14 protein-coding genes are annotated in these 15,801 nt (G+C 67.7%); 4 read left to right on the top strand and 10 right to left on the bottom strand.

Going from position 1 to position 15,801, the window contains the following annotated elements; all coding sequences use genetic code 11:
• Positions 1 to 19 precede the first annotated feature (19 nt).
• Together AC6LJ5_RS27820 and AC6LJ5_RS27815 are read right to left on the bottom strand one after the other, a co-directional pair.
• Positions 20 to 1,426 (bottom strand): sigma-54-dependent transcriptional regulator, encoded by a 1,407-nt coding sequence (locus AC6LJ5_RS27820; protein ID WP_498142200.1) that lies wholly within the window; start codon positions 1,424 to 1,426, stop codon positions 20 to 22.
• A complete protein-coding gene (locus AC6LJ5_RS27815) occupies positions 1,423 to 3,345 on the bottom strand; it encodes a sensor histidine kinase (protein WP_498142199.1) in 1,923 nt (640 codons plus the stop codon). The genes AC6LJ5_RS27820 and AC6LJ5_RS27815 overlap by 4 nt, the downstream gene beginning before the upstream one ends.
• A 290-nt stretch (positions 3,346 to 3,635) precedes the next feature.
• Here AC6LJ5_RS27815 and AC6LJ5_RS27810 point away from each other — a divergent pair, with 290 nt between their 5' ends.
• Entirely contained in the window at positions 3,636 to 4,994 is a 1,359-nt protein-coding gene (locus tag AC6LJ5_RS27810; RefSeq protein WP_103275405.1) for a dicarboxylate/amino acid:cation symporter, read from the top strand.
• A 4-nt stretch (positions 4,995 to 4,998) separates the two neighbouring features.
• Here AC6LJ5_RS27810 and AC6LJ5_RS27805 read toward each other — a convergent pair whose 3' ends face one another.
• The 7 genes from AC6LJ5_RS27805 to AC6LJ5_RS27775 form a co-directional block, all read right to left on the bottom strand.
• Positions 4,999 to 5,622: a Maf family protein gene (locus tag AC6LJ5_RS27805; protein ID WP_498142198.1), complete on the bottom strand. Its 624-nt coding sequence runs from the start codon at positions 5,620 to 5,622 to the stop codon at positions 4,999 to 5,001.
• A gap of 22 nt (positions 5,623 to 5,644) precedes the next feature.
• Complete coding sequence (gene rlmH / locus AC6LJ5_RS27800) at positions 5,645 to 6,115, bottom strand: 23S rRNA (pseudouridine(1915)-N(3))-methyltransferase RlmH (RefSeq protein WP_392410910.1); 471 nt, start codon at positions 6,113 to 6,115, stop codon at positions 5,645 to 5,647.
• Positions 6,116 to 6,122: 7 nt separating this feature from the next.
• On the bottom strand, positions 6,123 to 6,527 hold the full coding sequence (gene rsfS, locus AC6LJ5_RS27795; RefSeq protein WP_103275402.1) for a ribosome silencing factor: 405 nt from the start codon (positions 6,525 to 6,527) through the stop codon (positions 6,123 to 6,125).
• Between the two features lie 74 nt (positions 6,528 to 6,601).
• The gene (nadD, locus tag AC6LJ5_RS27790; RefSeq protein ID WP_103275401.1) at positions 6,602 to 7,189 is read right to left on the bottom strand and encodes a nicotinate (nicotinamide) nucleotide adenylyltransferase; all 588 of its coding nucleotides are present in this window, start codon (positions 7,187 to 7,189) and stop codon (positions 6,602 to 6,604) included.
• Positions 7,186 to 8,097, bottom strand: coding sequence for an oxygen-dependent coproporphyrinogen oxidase (gene hemF, locus AC6LJ5_RS27785; protein WP_103275400.1), 912 nt, complete (start codon positions 8,095 to 8,097; stop codon positions 7,186 to 7,188). Before hemF ends, nadD begins: the two co-directional genes overlap by 4 nt.
• Positions 8,094 to 9,395 carry a phosphoribosylamine--glycine ligase gene (gene purD, locus AC6LJ5_RS27780; RefSeq protein ID WP_392410907.1) on the bottom strand — a complete coding sequence of 434 codons (1,302 nt, stop codon included), beginning with the start codon at positions 9,393 to 9,395 and terminating at the stop codon, positions 8,094 to 8,096. Before purD ends, hemF begins: the two co-directional genes overlap by 4 nt.
• A gap of 30 nt (positions 9,396 to 9,425) precedes the next feature.
• Positions 9,426 to 10,157: a YebC/PmpR family DNA-binding transcriptional regulator gene (locus tag AC6LJ5_RS27775; protein WP_103275398.1), complete on the bottom strand. Its 732-nt coding sequence runs from the start codon at positions 10,155 to 10,157 to the stop codon at positions 9,426 to 9,428.
• A gap of 157 nt (positions 10,158 to 10,314) precedes the next feature.
• Here AC6LJ5_RS27775 and AC6LJ5_RS27770 point away from each other — a divergent pair, with 157 nt between their 5' ends.
• The 3 genes from AC6LJ5_RS27770 (at position 10,315) to AC6LJ5_RS27760 (ending at position 14,118) form a co-directional block, all read left to right on the top strand.
• Positions 10,315 to 11,841, top strand: coding sequence for a helicase HerA-like C-terminal domain-containing protein (locus AC6LJ5_RS27770; protein WP_498142197.1), 1,527 nt, complete (start codon positions 10,315 to 10,317; stop codon positions 11,839 to 11,841).
• 188 nt (positions 11,842 to 12,029) lie between these two features.
• Positions 12,030 to 13,097 (top strand): tartrate dehydrogenase, encoded by a 1,068-nt coding sequence (locus AC6LJ5_RS27765; RefSeq protein WP_103276577.1) that lies wholly within the window; start codon positions 12,030 to 12,032, stop codon positions 13,095 to 13,097.
• A 34-nt stretch (positions 13,098 to 13,131) separates the two neighbouring features.
• Complete coding sequence (locus AC6LJ5_RS27760; protein WP_498142196.1) at positions 13,132 to 14,118, top strand: WaaZ-like lipopolysaccharide core biosynthesis protein; 987 nt, start codon at positions 13,132 to 13,134, stop codon at positions 14,116 to 14,118.
• A gap of 122 nt (positions 14,119 to 14,240) precedes the next feature.
• On the opposite strand, the gene AC6LJ5_RS27755 is transcribed toward AC6LJ5_RS27760, so the two are convergent.
• On the bottom strand, positions 14,241 to 15,801 hold a 1,561-nt coding region (locus AC6LJ5_RS27755), incomplete at its 5' end, for a DHA2 family efflux MFS transporter permease subunit (protein ID WP_498142195.1).

The raw sequence follows: 15,801 nt of genomic DNA, 5'->3' as shown, positions 1-15,801 counted from the left end.
CAGGAATACACCGGCGCCGCTATTCCAACGCGCCGCCGGTGTATTCCTGGCGGTCTATGCCATGGCGTTGAAGCTTGTCGTAGAACGTCTTGCGCGGAATGCCCAGGGCTTCCAGCGTGGATTTGATATCGCCATGGTTGACGGCCAGCGCGTCGCGGATCAGCTGCGCCTCGAAGCGTTCCACCCTTTCCGGCAGGCTGCCCGCACCGGCAGGCTGCGGCGCCGACAGCGGCGTGCCGCCATGCACGCCCAGCACGACGCGCTCGGCGAAGTGGGCCAGCTCGCGCACGTTGCCGGGCCAGGCGTGTTCCAGCAGATGCTGCCGGACCTGCGCCGGCAGGTCGGGGATGTCGCGCTGGAAGCGCCGCGAGGCGATGCCCAGGTAGTGCGCGAACAGCAGCGGAATGTCGTCGCGCCGTTCGCGTAGCGGCGGGATCCGGATGGTGACGACGTTCAGGCGATAGAACAGGTCTTCGCGGAAATGCGGGCGCGCCAGCGCGCTGCCCAGGTCTTCCTTGGTGGCCGCGACCACCCGCAGGTCCAGTCTGCGCACGTCGTTGGTGCCCAGCGGCGTGATCTGGCGGGTTTCCAGCACGCGCAGGAACTTGACCTGGATGTTCAGGGGCATGCTCTCGATCTCGTCGAGGAACAGCGTGCCGCCGCTGGCATGCTCGATGCGGCCGATGCGCCTCTTCTGGGCGCCGGTGAAGGCGCCCGCCTCATGGCCGAACAGCTCGCTCTCGATCACGCTTTCGGGCAGCGCGCCGCAGTTGATCGCCACCAGTTCGTGCTGGCGTCGGCGGCTCAGACGATGCAGTGCGCTGGCGACCACTTCCTTGCCGGTGCCGGTCTCGCCTTCCACCAGCACGTCCACGTCGGCGTCGGCGATATGCCGCAGCGTCTGCTTGATCCGCAGCATGGCCGGGGTATTGCCGATGAATGGCTCCGCGTCGGCGCCCGAGGCGAAGGCCGCTTCCTGCAGGCGGCGGTTTTCCAGCACCAGCCTGCGCTTCTCGGCGGCATGGCCGATGGTGGCGATCAGGCGCTCGGCGGGATAGGGCTTGGCCAGGAAGTCATAGGCGCCCTCGCGCATGCACTGGACGGCGGTGGCGATGTCGCCATGGCCGGTGATCAGGATGACGGGGATTTCGGCGTCGAGGTCGCGCAGCCGCTGGAACAGTTGCAGCCCGTCCATGTCCGGCATGCGGATGTCGGTCACCACCACGCCGTCGAACGCGCGCGTCAGCACGGGCAGCGCGGCGCGGGCGCTGGCATGGGCCTCCACCTGGAAGCCATGCAGCTTCAGCGTCTGGCTGTTGGCGCGGCGCAGCTCGGCGTCGTCGTCGATGAAGACCACGCGCACGGCGGGTTTGGCGGGCAGGGCGGCGGCGCCGGATGGCGGCGCGGAAGAGGCGGATCGGCTCATGATGCGGGAAGGGGGGACGCCTTGCGCAGCGTCAGGATGAACAGGGCGCCGCGTCCGGGGCCGTGGGGCGCGGGGAACTCCGGGTCCGTGGCATCCGCCGCGCGCAGCTCGCCGCCGAATTCGGCGACGATGTCGCGGGAGATCACCAGCCCCAGTCCCAGGCCCTCGGGCTTGGTGGTGTGGAAGGGCGTGAACAGGCCGGCCAGCGCTTCGGCGCTCAGGCCCGGTCCGTTGTCATGGAAATAGAGCTGTACCCGCTCGCCCTGGTCGCGCAAGGCCAGGGTGATGCGGCCGCCGGGCTGACCGCCCAGCGCGTCCAGCGCGTTCTGCAGCAGATTGACCAGCACCTGCTCCAGCCGGATGCGGTCGGCCAGCACCCGCGCATCCTGGCCGGCGGCCGGCCGATGCAGCGCCACGCCCTGCCGCGCGGCGCGCGGGCCGGCCAGCAGCAGCGCGCCGTCCAGCGCCGCGCCCAGGCTGATCGGCGCGACCTGCGTGCTGGCCTTGCGCGAGAAGGCGCGCAGCTCGCCGGTGATATGGCCGATGCGTTCCGTGAGCGAGGCGATGGATTCCAGGTTTTCGCGCGCGGTCTCCGGATCCTGGCGGCGCAGGAATTCGGCGGCATTGTCCGCGTAGCTGCGGATGGCGGCGACAGGCTGGTTGATTTCGTGCGCGACGCCGGCGGCCACCTGTCCCAGCAAGGCCAGCTTGCTGGCCTGGACCAGTTCATCCTGCAGCGTGTGCAGCCGCGCCTGGGCGCGTTGGCGTTCGTCCATTTCGCCGAGCAGCCGGTCGTTGGCCAGCCGCAACTGCGCCGTGCGTTCGTGCACCTGGTCGGCGAGCTGCTGGCGGATGGCGGTCTGCTGCCGGGTGTGCTCATGGCCGCGGTGCCGGCGGTAGAGCAGCACGCCGACGATGGCGGCCAGCAGGCTTTGCGCCAGCAGCGCGCCCAGCTGGGCATTGGCGCTGGCGCGGTTCAGCGCGGACTGCACCGGCGACAGCAGGTGCAGCGTCCATCCCGGCGATTCGGTGATGGGCAGCGTGGTGTGCAGCAGCGGCGAGCCGGCCGGTATCTGCGGCAGGGCCACGTCCGCGCGCACCAGCGTTCCCGTGCTGCTGGTCTGCAGCGGCGGGCTGATCGGCACGGACTGGAAGCGGGCGTCGCCGAATTGCAGGCTGGTGCGTAGCCGCTGCGCCAGCTCTTCGGATAGCGGCGCCAGCACGTCGAAGCGCCATTGAGGCAGGCTGCCCAGCAGGACCACGCCGTGTTCGTCGGTGACGAAGATCGGCGCGTTGGACTGGCGCCAGTCGGCCTCCAGTTCGCGGAAATCCACCTTCAGCACCACCACGCCGAGCATGCCGCCGTCCGGCGCGTCGACGCGGCGCGACAGGTACAGGCCGGCTTCGTGGCTGATGGTGCCGAGCGCGAAGTGCTCGGCCGAGCCATGCGCGACCGCGCCACGGAAATACGGCCGGAACTGGTAGTCCACGCCCTCGAAGCTGGCCGGCTCGCGCCAGTTGCTGGCGGCGACGGCGTAGCCCGTGCGGTCCAGCACGTAGATGGCCGCCGCGCCCACGCCGCGGCTCAGGGCTTCGAGTTTTTCATCGAGCGGCCCGATCTGGGCCGGCACGGGATCCAGCAGCGCCGCGCGCAGGTCCACATCGCGCGTCAGCACGAAGGGCAGCGCGCGGAATTTGTCCAGGTTGTTGCGCAGCAGGGCGGCGTTGATCTGGCTGGCGTTGCGCGCCAGCTGGGCCGCCTCCCGCAGCGCGCCTTCGCGCGCCCAGCCGGTGGCCAGATGCAGCACGGCGAAGATGGCGCCGATGAGCAGCAACGCCAGTGTGATGCGCGCGGGCCAGCCCATGCCCGGCTTGCTGGCGGGCGGCTCGATGCGCGGGGTGGCGGTGGAATCGGACATGGTTGTGCGGTTTTTCGCACATTTTATCTCCGGCTTGTGCGGACTTTCGCAGCCAGGATCTGCCGATGTTCATTGGAAAAAAATAAAATCCTTATTTTTCAATGACTTGGAATATTTTTGTGTGCCCAGGCAGGTTGGCACGCCGTTTGCGTAGGAAAGGACAAGCCCGTGGCGCGTCCGCGCGGTGAAATCGGCCGCCTCGCCATGCGGGGCGACCATAAAAGAGATAACGCCCCGCCGCCCGTGCTGCTGAATCGCGCGGAGCTGGGGCCCTGGTGGGGACAAAACCCATGATCGACACTGATCAAGGCGCGCCCGCGCGCAAGCTGAAGTTCTATCAAGTCCTGTACGTGCAGGTGCTTTTCGCCATTGTGGTCGGCATGCTGCTCGGCCACTACAAGCCTGAGCTGGGACAGTCCATGCAACCGCTGGGCGACGGCTTCATCAAGCTGGTGAAGATGATCATCGCGCCCGTCATCTTCCTGACCGTGGCCACCGGCATCGCCGCCATGAGCGACCTGAAGAAGGTCGGCCGCGTGGCAGGCAAGGCCATGCTGTACTTCCTGGTGTTCTCGACGCTGGCCCTGGTGGTCGGCATGGTGGTCAGCCATATCGTGCAGCCGGGCGCCGGCATGCACATCGACCCCAAGACGCTGGACACCAAGGCGGTGTCGGGCTATGTGGCCAAGGCCCATGACTCGACCATCACCGGCTTCCTGATGAACATCATCCCGACGACCATCTTCAGCCCCTTCGTCGGCGGTGACATCCTGCAGGTGCTGTTCGTCGCGGTGCTGTTCGGCATCGCGCTGGCGCAGGTCGGCGAGCGCGGCAAACCGGTGCTGAACTTCCTGACGGCGCTGGCCCAGCCCATCTTCAAGCTGGTCGCCATCCTGATGAAGGCGGCGCCGATCGGCGCGTTCGGCGCCATGGCCTTCACCATCGGCAAGTACGGCATCAAGTCGGTGGTCAATCTGGCCATGCTGGTGGGCACGTTCTACGCCACCTCGGTGCTGTTCGTGGTGATCGTGCTGGGCGCGGTGGCGCGTTACAACGGCTTTTCCATCCTGAAGCTGGTGCGCTACATCCGCGAAGAGCTGCTGCTGGTGCTGGGCACGAGCTCCTCGGAAGCCGCGCTGCCGACGCTGATGCAGAAGATGGAGAAGGCCGGGTGTTCGAAGTCCGTGGTCGGGCTGGTGGTGCCGACCGGCTATTCGTTCAACCTGGACGGCACCAATATCTACATGACCATGGCGGCGCTGTTCATCGCGCAGGCCTGCGATATCCCGCTGTCGCTGGGCGATCAGATCCTGCTGCTGCTGGTGGCGATGCTGAGCTCCAAGGGCGCGGCGGGCGTGACGGGCGCGGGTTTCATCACTTTGGCGGCCACGCTGTCGGTGGTGCCCAGCGTGCCGGTAGCCGGCATGGCGCTGATCCTGGGCGTGGACCGTTTCATGTCCGAATGCCGCGCGCTGACCAATCTGGTTGGCAATGCCACGGCCGCCGTGGTGGTGGCGCGCTGGGAAGGCGAACTCGACCGCGGGCAGCTGGAACGGGCGCTGGACGGCCAGGACTTGCCGTCGCCCGGCGAAGCGCCGCAGCAGCAAGGCCAGAGCCTGGCGGTGCCGGCGCCGGCGCAGCAGGGCTGACGACTCAGGGAATGCGGATGCCGACCGCGCGCAGCAATGCCGCGGTCTCGAATACCGGCAGGCCCATCACGCCGGTATAGCTGCCCGACAGGCTGGCGACGAAGGCGCCGGCCTGTCCCTGGACGCCATAGGCGCCGGCCTTGCCATAGGGCTCGCCGCTGTCGCAATAGCGCGCGATGTCTTCCGCGTCCAGTGCACGCATGCTGACTTGTGTGACCGAGACGGCTTCCCGCAGGCCGTCGCCGGCCCACAGCGCCACCGCGGTGCGGACTTCATGCGTGGCGCCGGACAGGGCGCGCAGGATGCGTTCGGCATCGGCGCGGTCGGCGGGCTTGCCGAGCACGGTGCCCGCCAGGATCACCGTGGTGTCGGCCGACAGCAGGGGCAGCGGCGCCAGGCCCTGGGCCTGCATCCAGTCGCGTCCGCGCAGGGCCTTTTCCCTGGCGGTGCGGACCACATAGTCGGTGGCGCTTTCGCCCGCGTGCTGGGGTTCGTCCTCGCCGGGCGGAGCCGGCACCTGCAGCACCTCGTGCGCCACGCCCATCTGGGTCAGCAGCTCGCGGCGCCGGGGGCTAGCGGAGGCCAGGTAGATGCGCGCGGGCGCGCCGGAAGTCGAGGTCAGGTCCATGCGGGGCTGGCCGCGCCCGGAGTCAGGCGCGGTGATAGGGATGGTTGGTCATGATGGCCCAGGCGCGGTAGAGCTGCTCGGCCAGGACCACCCGCACCATGGGGTGCGGCAGGGTCAGCGACGACAGGCGGATCTGCCCGCCGCAGGACGCCTTCAGCTCGGCGTCCAGGCCATCGGGGCCGCCCACCAGGAAGGCCACGTCCTGGCCGCCCGCGCGCCATTGTTCCAGCTTTTGCGACAGCGCGACCGTGGTCAGGTCGCGACCGCGCTCGTCCAGCGCCAGGCGCAGCGCGCCCGGGGGCAGGGCGGCATCGATGCGCTTGGCTTCCGCCGCCATCATCTGCGCCGGCGTCTTGCCACTGGTGCGTGGCTCGGGCTTGATTTCGCGCAGTTCCAGCGCGCAGTCCGGCGGCAGCCGCTTGGCGTAATCGTTCCAGGCAGTCTCGACCCACTCGGGCATGCGCGTGCCGACGGCCGCGACGATGAGTTTCACGGCGGACTCAGTCGTCCACGCCGTCGTAGGCGTTGCTGCCGGCGACGGGGGCGGCGCGGGTGGATTCCGGCAGCAGCTTGACGCGCACCGGCTTGCCGCCCCAGATCTCTTCCAGGTTGTAGTACTGGCGGATGGCGGGCTGCATGATGTGCACGACCACGTCGCCCAGGTCGACCACGACCCACTCGCCGGTGTCCTCGCCTTCGATGGTGATGCCGGACAGGTCCATGGCGCGGCCACGGTCGGCGACGCTGGACGCCAGGGCGCGGGTTTGCCGGTTGGAGGTTGCGCTGGCGATCACCACCCGGTCGAACAGGCTGGTGAGGTGCGTGGTGTTGAAGACTTTGATGTCTTGCGCCTTGACGTCTTCGAGGGCATCGATGACGGCGCGTTGGAGTTTCTGTATATCCATAGCTGCGAATAATAACCCGCGGGCGGATGGCCGGAACCGATATTCACGGCGATCGCGCCCGGCGGGCGGGAGGATTATCGGTAGAGATTGTGCGCCGCAATATACGCGGCCACGGGCTCGGCCAGCATGCCCGCCGTGGATTCGCCCTTGGCCAGGCGGCGGCGGATTTCCGAGGCGGACACGGCCATGGGCGCGAAGGGCAGGGATTGCAGCCCGCGACCCAGCTCCCGCAGGCGCGCCGCCAGTTCGGCGGGCGGCGCCAGCGGCGTGCCGGGACGGACCGCCACGGCCATGTCCACGCGCTCGGCGATTTCGTCCCAGGCGCGCCAGGTGCAGAAGTTGGCCAGCTGGTCGGCGCCCAGCAGCCAGACGTAGCGGGCATCGCCGGGCAGGGCGCGCAGGGTGTCGATGGTGTAGGTGGCGCCGCCCCGCTCGATCTCGATGGGGTTGACGGCCAGGCCGGGCTGGTCCGCGATGGCCAGCGCCAGCATGTCCAGGCGTTGCGCCGGCGTTGCTTGCAGCGCCTCGCGCTGCCAGGGATTGGCGGTGGGGATCAGTTGCACTTGTTCCAGCGCGAGCGCCGACAGCGCGCTTTGCGCCAGCGCCACGTGCGCCAGATGGACGGGGTCGAAACTGCCGCCCAGGAGCCCGATACGCTTCACGCCCAGTCCCGTGGCGTCAGGTAGGCCGCCAGCTCGGCCTCGGGCGTGCCCGCCTGCGGCTGCCAGTCGTAGCGCCAATGCGCCATGGGCGGCATGGACAGCAGGATGGATTCCGTGCGTCCGCCCGATTGCAGGCCGAACAGCGTGCCTCGGTCGAACACCAGGTTGAATTCGACGTAGCGGCCGCGCCGGTAGGCCTGGAAGTCGCGCTCGCGCTCGCCGTAGGTCAGGCCGCGACGGCGTTCGACGATGGGCATGTAGCCCGGCAGGAAGGCGTCGCCGACCGAGCGCGTCAGCGCGAACGAGGCGTCGAAGCCGGGCGCGTTGAGATCGTCGTAGAAGATGCCGCCGACGCCGCGCGTCTCGTTACGGTGCTTCAGGAAGAAGTACTCGTCGCACCAGCGCTTGTAGCGCGGATAGTAGTCCGCGCCGTGCGGCGCCAGCGCGTCCCGACAGGTTGCGTGGAAATGGCGGGCGTCTTCCTCGAACGGGTAGTACGGCGTCAGGTCGATGCCGCCGCCGAACCAGAAGACGTCGCTTTCGTCATGGCCGGGACGGGCCGCGGCCAGGAACATGCGCACGTTCATGTGCGTGGTCGGCACATAGGGGTTGCGCGGATGCAGCACCATGGACACGCCCATGGCTTCCCAGGGGCGGCCGGCCAGCTCGGGCCGGTGCGCGCTGGCCGACGGCGGCAGCTGCGAGCCCTTGACGTGGCTGAACAGCACGCCGGCGCGCTCGAACAGCGCGCCGCCCTCGATCAGGCGCGACAGCCCGCCGCCGCCTTCGGCGCGGGTCCAGGAGTCGCTGCGGAAGGCGGCGCCCTCCGCGTCTTCCAGCGCGCCGACGATGCGGGACTGCAGCCCGGTCAGATAGTCCCGGACATCGGTGACGGGCAGGGCGCTCATCGGCCGGTTTTCTGCTGGGAGGGCTTGAGCGCGCGCCAGCCGATGTCGCTGCGGTACTGGCGGCCGTCGAAGTGGATGCCGTCGATCGCCTCGTACACGCGGTCGCGGGCCATCTTGACCGAGTCGCCCAACGCCGTCACGCACAGCACGCGGCCACCGGTGGTCTGGACTTCATCGCCTTCCAGGCGCGTGGCGGCATGGAACACCATGCAGTCCTCGGCGTCGGCCGGCAGGCCCTTGATGACGTCGCCGGTGCGCGGCGTGTTGGGGTAGTTGTGCGAGGCCAGCACCACGCCCAGCGCGGTGCGGCGGTCCCAGGTGATGTCGGCCTGGTCGAGCGTGCCGTCCACCGCGTGCTCCAGCGCGTCGAGCAGGTCGCTTTTGACGCGCATCATGATGGGCTGGGTTTCCGGGTCGCCCATGCGGCAGTTGAATTCCAGCGTCTTGATGGCGCGGTCCGGATCATCGCCGGGGGCGATCATCAGGCCGGCGTACAGGAAGCCGGTGTACGGGATGCCGTCGCGCGTCATGCCCTGCACGGTCGGCAGGATGATCTCGCGCATGATGCGGTGGTGCAGCTCGGGCGTGACGATGGGGGCGGGCGAATAGGCGCCCATGCCGCCGGTGTTGGGGCCCTGGTCGCCGTCCTGCAGGCGCTTGTGGTCCTGGCTGGTGGCCAGCGCCAGCACGTTGCGGCCGTCGCACATGACGATGAAGCTGGCTTCCTCGCCGACCAGGCATTCCTCGATCACGACGCGCGCGCCGGCCTCGCCCATGGAGCCGTCGCCCAGCATGGCGTCGACCGCCGCGTGGGCCTCTTCCAGCGTCGCAGCCACCACCACGCCCTTGCCGGCGGCCAGGCCGTCGGCCTTGATGACGATGGGGGCGCCCTCCGCGTCGATGTAGGCGTGCGCGCGGGCCGGGTCGGTGAAGGTCTCGTAGCGCGCCGTCGGGATGTTGTGGCGGACCATGAAGGCCTTGGCGTAGTCCTTCGAGCTTTCCAGCTGCGCGGCCGCCTTGGTGGGACCGAAGATCTTCAGGCCGCGCGCGCGGAACACGTCGACGACGCCGGCCGCCAGCGGAGCCTCGGGGCCGACCACGGTCAGCGCGATGCCTTCGCGCTGGACGAAATCGGCCAGCTCCTCGGCATTGGTGAGCGCGATGTTTTCCATCTGCTCGGCGCGCTGGGTGCCGCCGTTGCCCGGCGCGACGTAGACCTTGTGTACGCGCGGGGAGCGGGCCAGCCGCCATGCGAGGGCATGTTCGCGGCCGCCCGAGCCAATTACCAGGAGTTTCATTATTGCGTGGTTCTGAAGGTTGCTTGCGGCTTACTGCGCTTCGTCGAAAACGACGGTCGTATAGACTTCCTGCACGTCGTCCAGGCCTTCCAGGGCGTCGAGCAGTTTCTGCATCTTGATGGCGTCTTCCCCGGCCAGCTCGGTTTCATTCAGGGCCTTCATGACGATGCCGTCCATCTCGGCCTTCAGGCCGGCGGCGTCGAAGGCCTTGCGCACGGCGGCGTAATCGGCCGGCGCGCTGATCACTTCGATCACGCCTTCGTCATCGGTCGTCACGTCCTCGGCGCCCGCTTCCAGGGCGGCTTCCATGACCTTGTCTTCCGGGGTGCCGGGGGCGAACACGAACTGGCCGCAATGCTTGAACATGAAGGCGACCGAGCCTTCCTGGCCCAGGTTGCCGCCGTTCTTGGCGAAGGCGTGGCGCACTTCGGCCACGGTGCGGGTGCGGTTGTCGGTCATGCAGTCGACGATCACCGCCGCGCCGCCGATGCCGTAGCCCTCGTAGCGGACTTCCTCGTAGGCTTCGCCGTCGGCGCCGCCGGCGCCGCGCTGGATGGCGCGCTGGATGTTGTCCTTGGGCATGTTGGCGTCGGTCGCCTTGTCCCAGGCCATGCGCAGCCGCGGATTGCTGTCCGGGTCGGGGCCGCCGGCACGGGCCGCCACCGTGATTTCACGGATGATCTTGGTCCAGAGCTTGCCCCGCTTGGCGTCTTGACGGCCCTTGCGGTGTTGAATATTGGCCCATTTGCTGTGTCCGGCCATAGCGTTCCAGGATAAAAGGTCTTTGAAGGCGAGCATTTTACCGTGCCGGCGCGGCGCGCGCCCGGCCGCGCGCCGGTTGTGTCCGTCCGGCCACGCGCACAAGCCCGCCGGCAGGCTCTACACTTGGGCATCTGTTTCAACCGGTCCGGAGTCGTCCATGCCCAACCCCATCCTCATCGCCAAGAACGCGCAGACGGAACTGGCCCTGCTGCCGGCCTTGGCAAACCGGCATGGCTGCATCACCGGCGCGACGGGGACCGGCAAGACCGTCACCCTGCAGGTGCTGGCGGAATCGTTTTCCCGCATCGGCACGCCGGTGTTCATGGCCGACGTCAAGGGCGACCTGACCGGCGTTTCCCAGGCGGGCGCGGCCTCTCCCAAGTTGCAGGAACGGCTCAAGAGCCTGGGCCTGGCCGAGCCGGCCTGGGCCGCCAGCCCGGTGGCGCTGTGGGACGTGTTCGGCGAGCAGGGCGCGCCGGTCCGGGCCACCATTTCCGACATGGGGCCGCTGCTGCTGGCGCGCATCCTGGAACTGAACGACACCCAGGAAGGCGTGCTGGCGCTGGTGTTCAAGGTCGCCGACGACGAAGGCCAACTGCTGCTGGACCTGAAGGACCTGCGCGCCATGCTGCAGAACGTGGCCGACCGCAGCGCCGAGCTAAAGACCCGTTACGGCAACGTGTCGGCCGCCAGCGTGGGCGCGATCCAGCGCAGCCTGCTGACGCTGGAGTCGCAGGGGGCCGAGAAGTTCTTCGGCGAGCCCATGCTCGATGTGGCCGACCTGATGCGCACCGACGCCCAGGGACGCGGCATCGTCAACGTGCTGGCCGCCGACAAACTCATGCAGGCGCCGCGCCTGTACGCGATCTTCCTACTCTGGCTGCTGGGCGACCTGTACGAAAAGCTGCCGGAAGTGGGCGATATGGAACAGCCCAAGCTGGTCTTCTTCTTCGACGAGGCCCATCTGCTGTTCACCGACGCGCCGCAAGCCCTGCTGACCAAGATCGAGCAGGTGGTCCGCCTGGTCCGCTCCAAGGGCGTCGGGGTGTATTTCGTCACCCAGAACCCGCTGGACATTCCCGACACGGTGCTGGGGCAGCTGGGCAACCGCGTCCAGCACGCGCTGCGCGCCTTCACGCCGCGTGACCAGAAGGCCGTCAAGACGGCGGCGCAGACCATGCGTCCCAATCCCGGGCTGGATATCGAGGCCGCCATCACCGAACTGGGCGTCGGCGAGGCCCTGGTGTCCTTGCTGGACGCCAAGGGGCGGCCGCAGCCGACGGAGCGCGCCTGGATCGTGCCGCCGGCCAGCCGCATCGGGCCGGCCACGGATGCCGAGCGCCAGGCGTTGCGACGGGCCAATCCCTTGTCGGCCAAGTACGAGCAGGCGATCGACCGCGAATCCGCCTATGAGGTGCTGGCGGGCCGGGCATCGGCCCCCGCTGGCCAGAATGGCGGCGGCGCGGCCGCGCCCGGCGCGCCCGCGGGCGGGCAGTCGCCGGCTGGCGAGGAGGGCGGCTTCATGCAGGGCCTGAACGAAGTGCTGTTCGGATCGACGGGCCCCAGGGGCGGCAAGCGCGACGGGGTGGTCCAGACGATGGCCAAGAGCACCGTCCGCACGGTCGCCCGGGAACTGGCGCGAGGCATCCTGGGATCGTTGCTTGGCTCGAAGGGGCGCCGCTGACGTTGCGGGAGGATTGGCGGAGCCGTCCTATCTGACAATGCGCTGTCATACGCAATAGTCTGAAACGGGATTTTTGTGGCCGGTTTCCCGGAAATATCCGGAGTTTTTGTAACCAGGGGTATTGCGCCACTATAATTTATGCCTATGATCTTGGGCGGTATATGCCGAGAATCAAAGGGAAAAAATTGGTGGCTAAGAAACACAAGATCGCGGTGCTTCCGGGAGACGGCATAGGCAAGGAAGTCGTGCCCGAAGGCCTGAAAGTGCTGGATGCGGTCGCGGCGCGATTCGATATCGGATTCCAGTGGGACCACTTCGACTGGAGCTGCGATTATTACGCGAAGCACGGCAAAATGATGCCGGACGACTGGCGCGCGCAGATTGGTCAACACGAAGCGATTTTCTTCGGCTCGATCGGCTGGCCGGCCACGGTGCCCGACCACGAGGCGCTGTGGGGTTCGCTGTTCAAGTTCCGCCGCGAATTCGATCAGTACATCAATTTGCGTCCCGTGCGTCTGATGCCCGGCGTGCCTTCGCCGCTGGCTAATCGCAAGCCCGGAGAGATCGATTTCTACATCGTTCGCGAAAACACCGAGGGCGAATACTCCAATAGCGGCGGCCGCCTGTTCGAGGGCACCGAGCGCGAGGTGGTGATCCAGGAAAGCGTGTTCACCCGTGTTGGCGCCGACCGCGTGCTGAAGTTCGCGTTCGACCTGGCCCAGAAGCGCGGCAAGCACCTGACCGCAGCCACCAAGTCCAACGGCATTTCCATCTCGATGCCTTGGTGGGACGAGCGCGTGGCCGATATCGCCAAGGGCTATCCCGACGTGCGCTGGGACAAGTACCATATCGATATCCTGTGCGCTCATTTCGTGCAGCATCCCGACTGGTTCGACGTCGTGGTGGCGTCCAATCTGTTCGGCGATATCCTGTCGGACCTGGGTCCGGCCTGCACGGGCACCATCGGCATCGCGCCGTCGGCCAACCTGAATCCCGAGCGCAAGTTCCCATCCCTGTTCGAGCCCGTGCACGGTTCGGCGCCCGACATCTACGGCAAGGGCATCGCCAATCCGATCGGCCAGATCTGGAGCGGCGCGCTGATGCTGGATTTCCTGGGCTATCCGGAGGCATCCGCCGCCGTCGTGAGCGCGATCGAGACCGTGCTGGCGGACGGACCGCGCACCCGGGACATGCAGGGCACGGCATCCACCGCCGAGGTCGGAGACGCGATCGCGTCGCTGATTTCGGCGCGCTGAGCAAGGTAGTGAGGAAGGGCTTTACAGAGTGAAAATGGACCAAGCGATCTCGCCTGCTCCGCCCGGCCACATTGGTGGCGGGCGGGCGGATCGATTCGTGCGCAAGTTGTTCCGCATGCTGCGCTCGCGCAGCCAGCGGCACAACCAGCATCTCTGGCCGTTTGTCCGCATCCAGCGAGATTCGCTGGGAACCATCAGTGGTTATCGGGCATTCGGCCGGTCAGTGCCTGTGACGCCGTTGGACGAAGGATACGACCCCTCCGACGAAACCGTTCATCTGATCCTGAGCGGCCCTTCCATCGCGGAAATCCCCTATGACCGGATGAACATCCAGTGCGCGATGGGGGTGAACGGCGCGATCGTGCTGGCCAACAAGTACGACCTGCCGTTCAAGTATTACTGCATTATCGACCAGAACTTCGTGCGCGATCGCATCGCCCTGGTGCGCGAGATCGTGTCGCGCGACCTGACGCTGTATGTCTCGCCCGAGGTGCTGCGCTACATCGTCCAGGGCGTGCCCCAGGAAGAGATACGCTGCCGCATCTGTATCATCGAGCTCATCCTCGAGCGGGCCTATCAACGCAGCACGGCGCCGGCGACGTTGGTGCGCATGGTCCAGGCGAACCCGGACCTGCACCTGCTGGATGCGGAGCTGGGGCTGGGCTTCAGCTTCAATGCTGCGCTCGGGGTGTTCGATGCCGACACGGTGGCCTATGCCGCGTTGCAGGTGCTGTTTTCGTATGGCGCCCGTAATCTCTACGTGCATGGCCTGGACCTGAGCCTTGAAAACGGCCTGCGCTTCTACGATGAAGGCGTGTCGCCTCAGAGCAGCCGGTTGGCGCGGCATTTCGCCCGCGTGATCGAGCCGTCCTTCAGGTTTGCCGCCAGGCATTGGGCCGAGCGCGGCCTTTCGGTATACAACCTATCCCCGGTCAGCGCCTTGCCGCCGGACGTGATCGAACGCAAGGACTGGCGCGAGTTGCTCAAACCCGGTGCCGTCGAGCGCAGCGAAACCGCCTGAACCGCGTCACTCTGGCGCGGGTCGTCGACGGGAACCCGGCCGCATCAGCCCTCATTCGCAACAGACCCGCCTCCAGGGCGGGTCTGTTCATTCCTGGTGGCCGCCAAGGCGGCTCGCCGGGTCTAGTGGGCTCCCGCCGCCGCTTCCGCCGCGCCGCCGCCGCCCGCCTTCGCGGACTTGGGCCGGGCGAACCAGACCAGGCCGGTCAACAGCAGGAAAATCACCGCCGAGCCATAGAACACGTCCACCGCGGACATGGTGAAGGCCTGCGTGTTGACCATCCGGTCCACCAGCGTCAGCGCCTGCGCGTGCGACACGCCCAGCCCGTTCTGCAGCGTGCCGACCGTCTGGTCGAAGGCCGCCTGTCCGGGCCGCGCGATTTCCGTCAGCTGCGCGTGATGCATCGTGGCGCGGTTTTCCCATAGCGTGGTGGCGATCGAGGTGCCGAAGGCCCCCGCCGTCAGGCGCAGGAAGTTCGACAGACCCGACGCCGCCGGAATGCGCCAGGGCTCGATGCTGGACAGCGTGATCGAGGTCAGGGGCACGAAGAAGGCCGCCATGGCCGCGCCCTGGATGATGGTCGGCGTCATCAGCGTGCGCACATCGGTCTGGGTATTGAAGCCCGAGCGCATGAAGCACACCAGCGCGAAGATCAGGAAGGCCACGGTGACGATCTGGCGCGGATCCCGCGTGGCCAGCATCTTGCCCACGACCGGCGTCAGCAGGATGGCCAACAGCCCCACCGGCGCGGTGACCAGGCCCGCGTAGGTGGCCGTGTAGCCCATGTTGCTTTGCAGCCAGAGCGGCAGCAGCACCACGTTGCCGAAGAACACGCCGTAGGCCACGGCCAGCGTCAGCGCGCCGACCGTGAAGTTGCGCACCTTGAACAGACGCAGGTCCACCACGGGGTGCGCGTCGGTCAGTTCCCAGATCAGGAAGAACACGAAGGCCACGACGGCCACCGCCGCCAGGATCAGGATGGTGGGGCTGGCGAACCAGTCCAGCTCCTTGCCCTTGTCCAGCATGATTTGCAGCGCGCCGACCCACACCACCAGCAGGACCAGCCCCAGCTTGTCGATGGGCAGCTTGCGCGTGGGCGATTCGCGGTCGCGGTAGATGCGCCAGCTGATCCAGGCGGCCAGCAGACCGACCGGCACGTTGATGTAGAAGATCCAGGGCCAGGTGTAGTTGTCGGAAATCCAGCCGCCCAGCAAGGGCCCGGCCACGGGCGCCACCAGCGTGGTCATGGACCAGACCGCCAGCGCCATGCCGGCCTTCGACTTCGGAAAGCTCGCCAGCATCAGCGCCTGCGACAGCGGGATCATCGGGCCGGCGACGGCGCCCTGCAGCACACGGAAGGCGATCAGCGCCTCCAGCGACGGCGAAAAGCCGCAGAGCCACGAGGCCAGCACGAACAGCAGCGTCGACATCAGGAACAGCCGCACCTGGCCGAAGCGTTGCGTGAGCCAGCCGGTCAGGGGCACCGTGATGGCGTTGGCCACCGCGAAGGATGTGATCACCCAGGTGCCCTGGCTGGTGCTCACGCCCAGGTCGCCCGAGATGGTGGGAATGGACACGTTGGCGATCGAGGTGTCCAGCACGTTCATGAACACCGCCGTGGACAGCGCGATGGACCCGATGATGCGGGTCGCGCCTTCCAGCGGCGGGTGGGCGCCCGGGGGG

The organism is Achromobacter sp. 1011791174, from assembly GCF_059760925.1.
The sequence above is the reverse complement of the archived record's forward strand: the minus strand, read 5'-3'. Positions and strand labels throughout refer to the sequence as shown.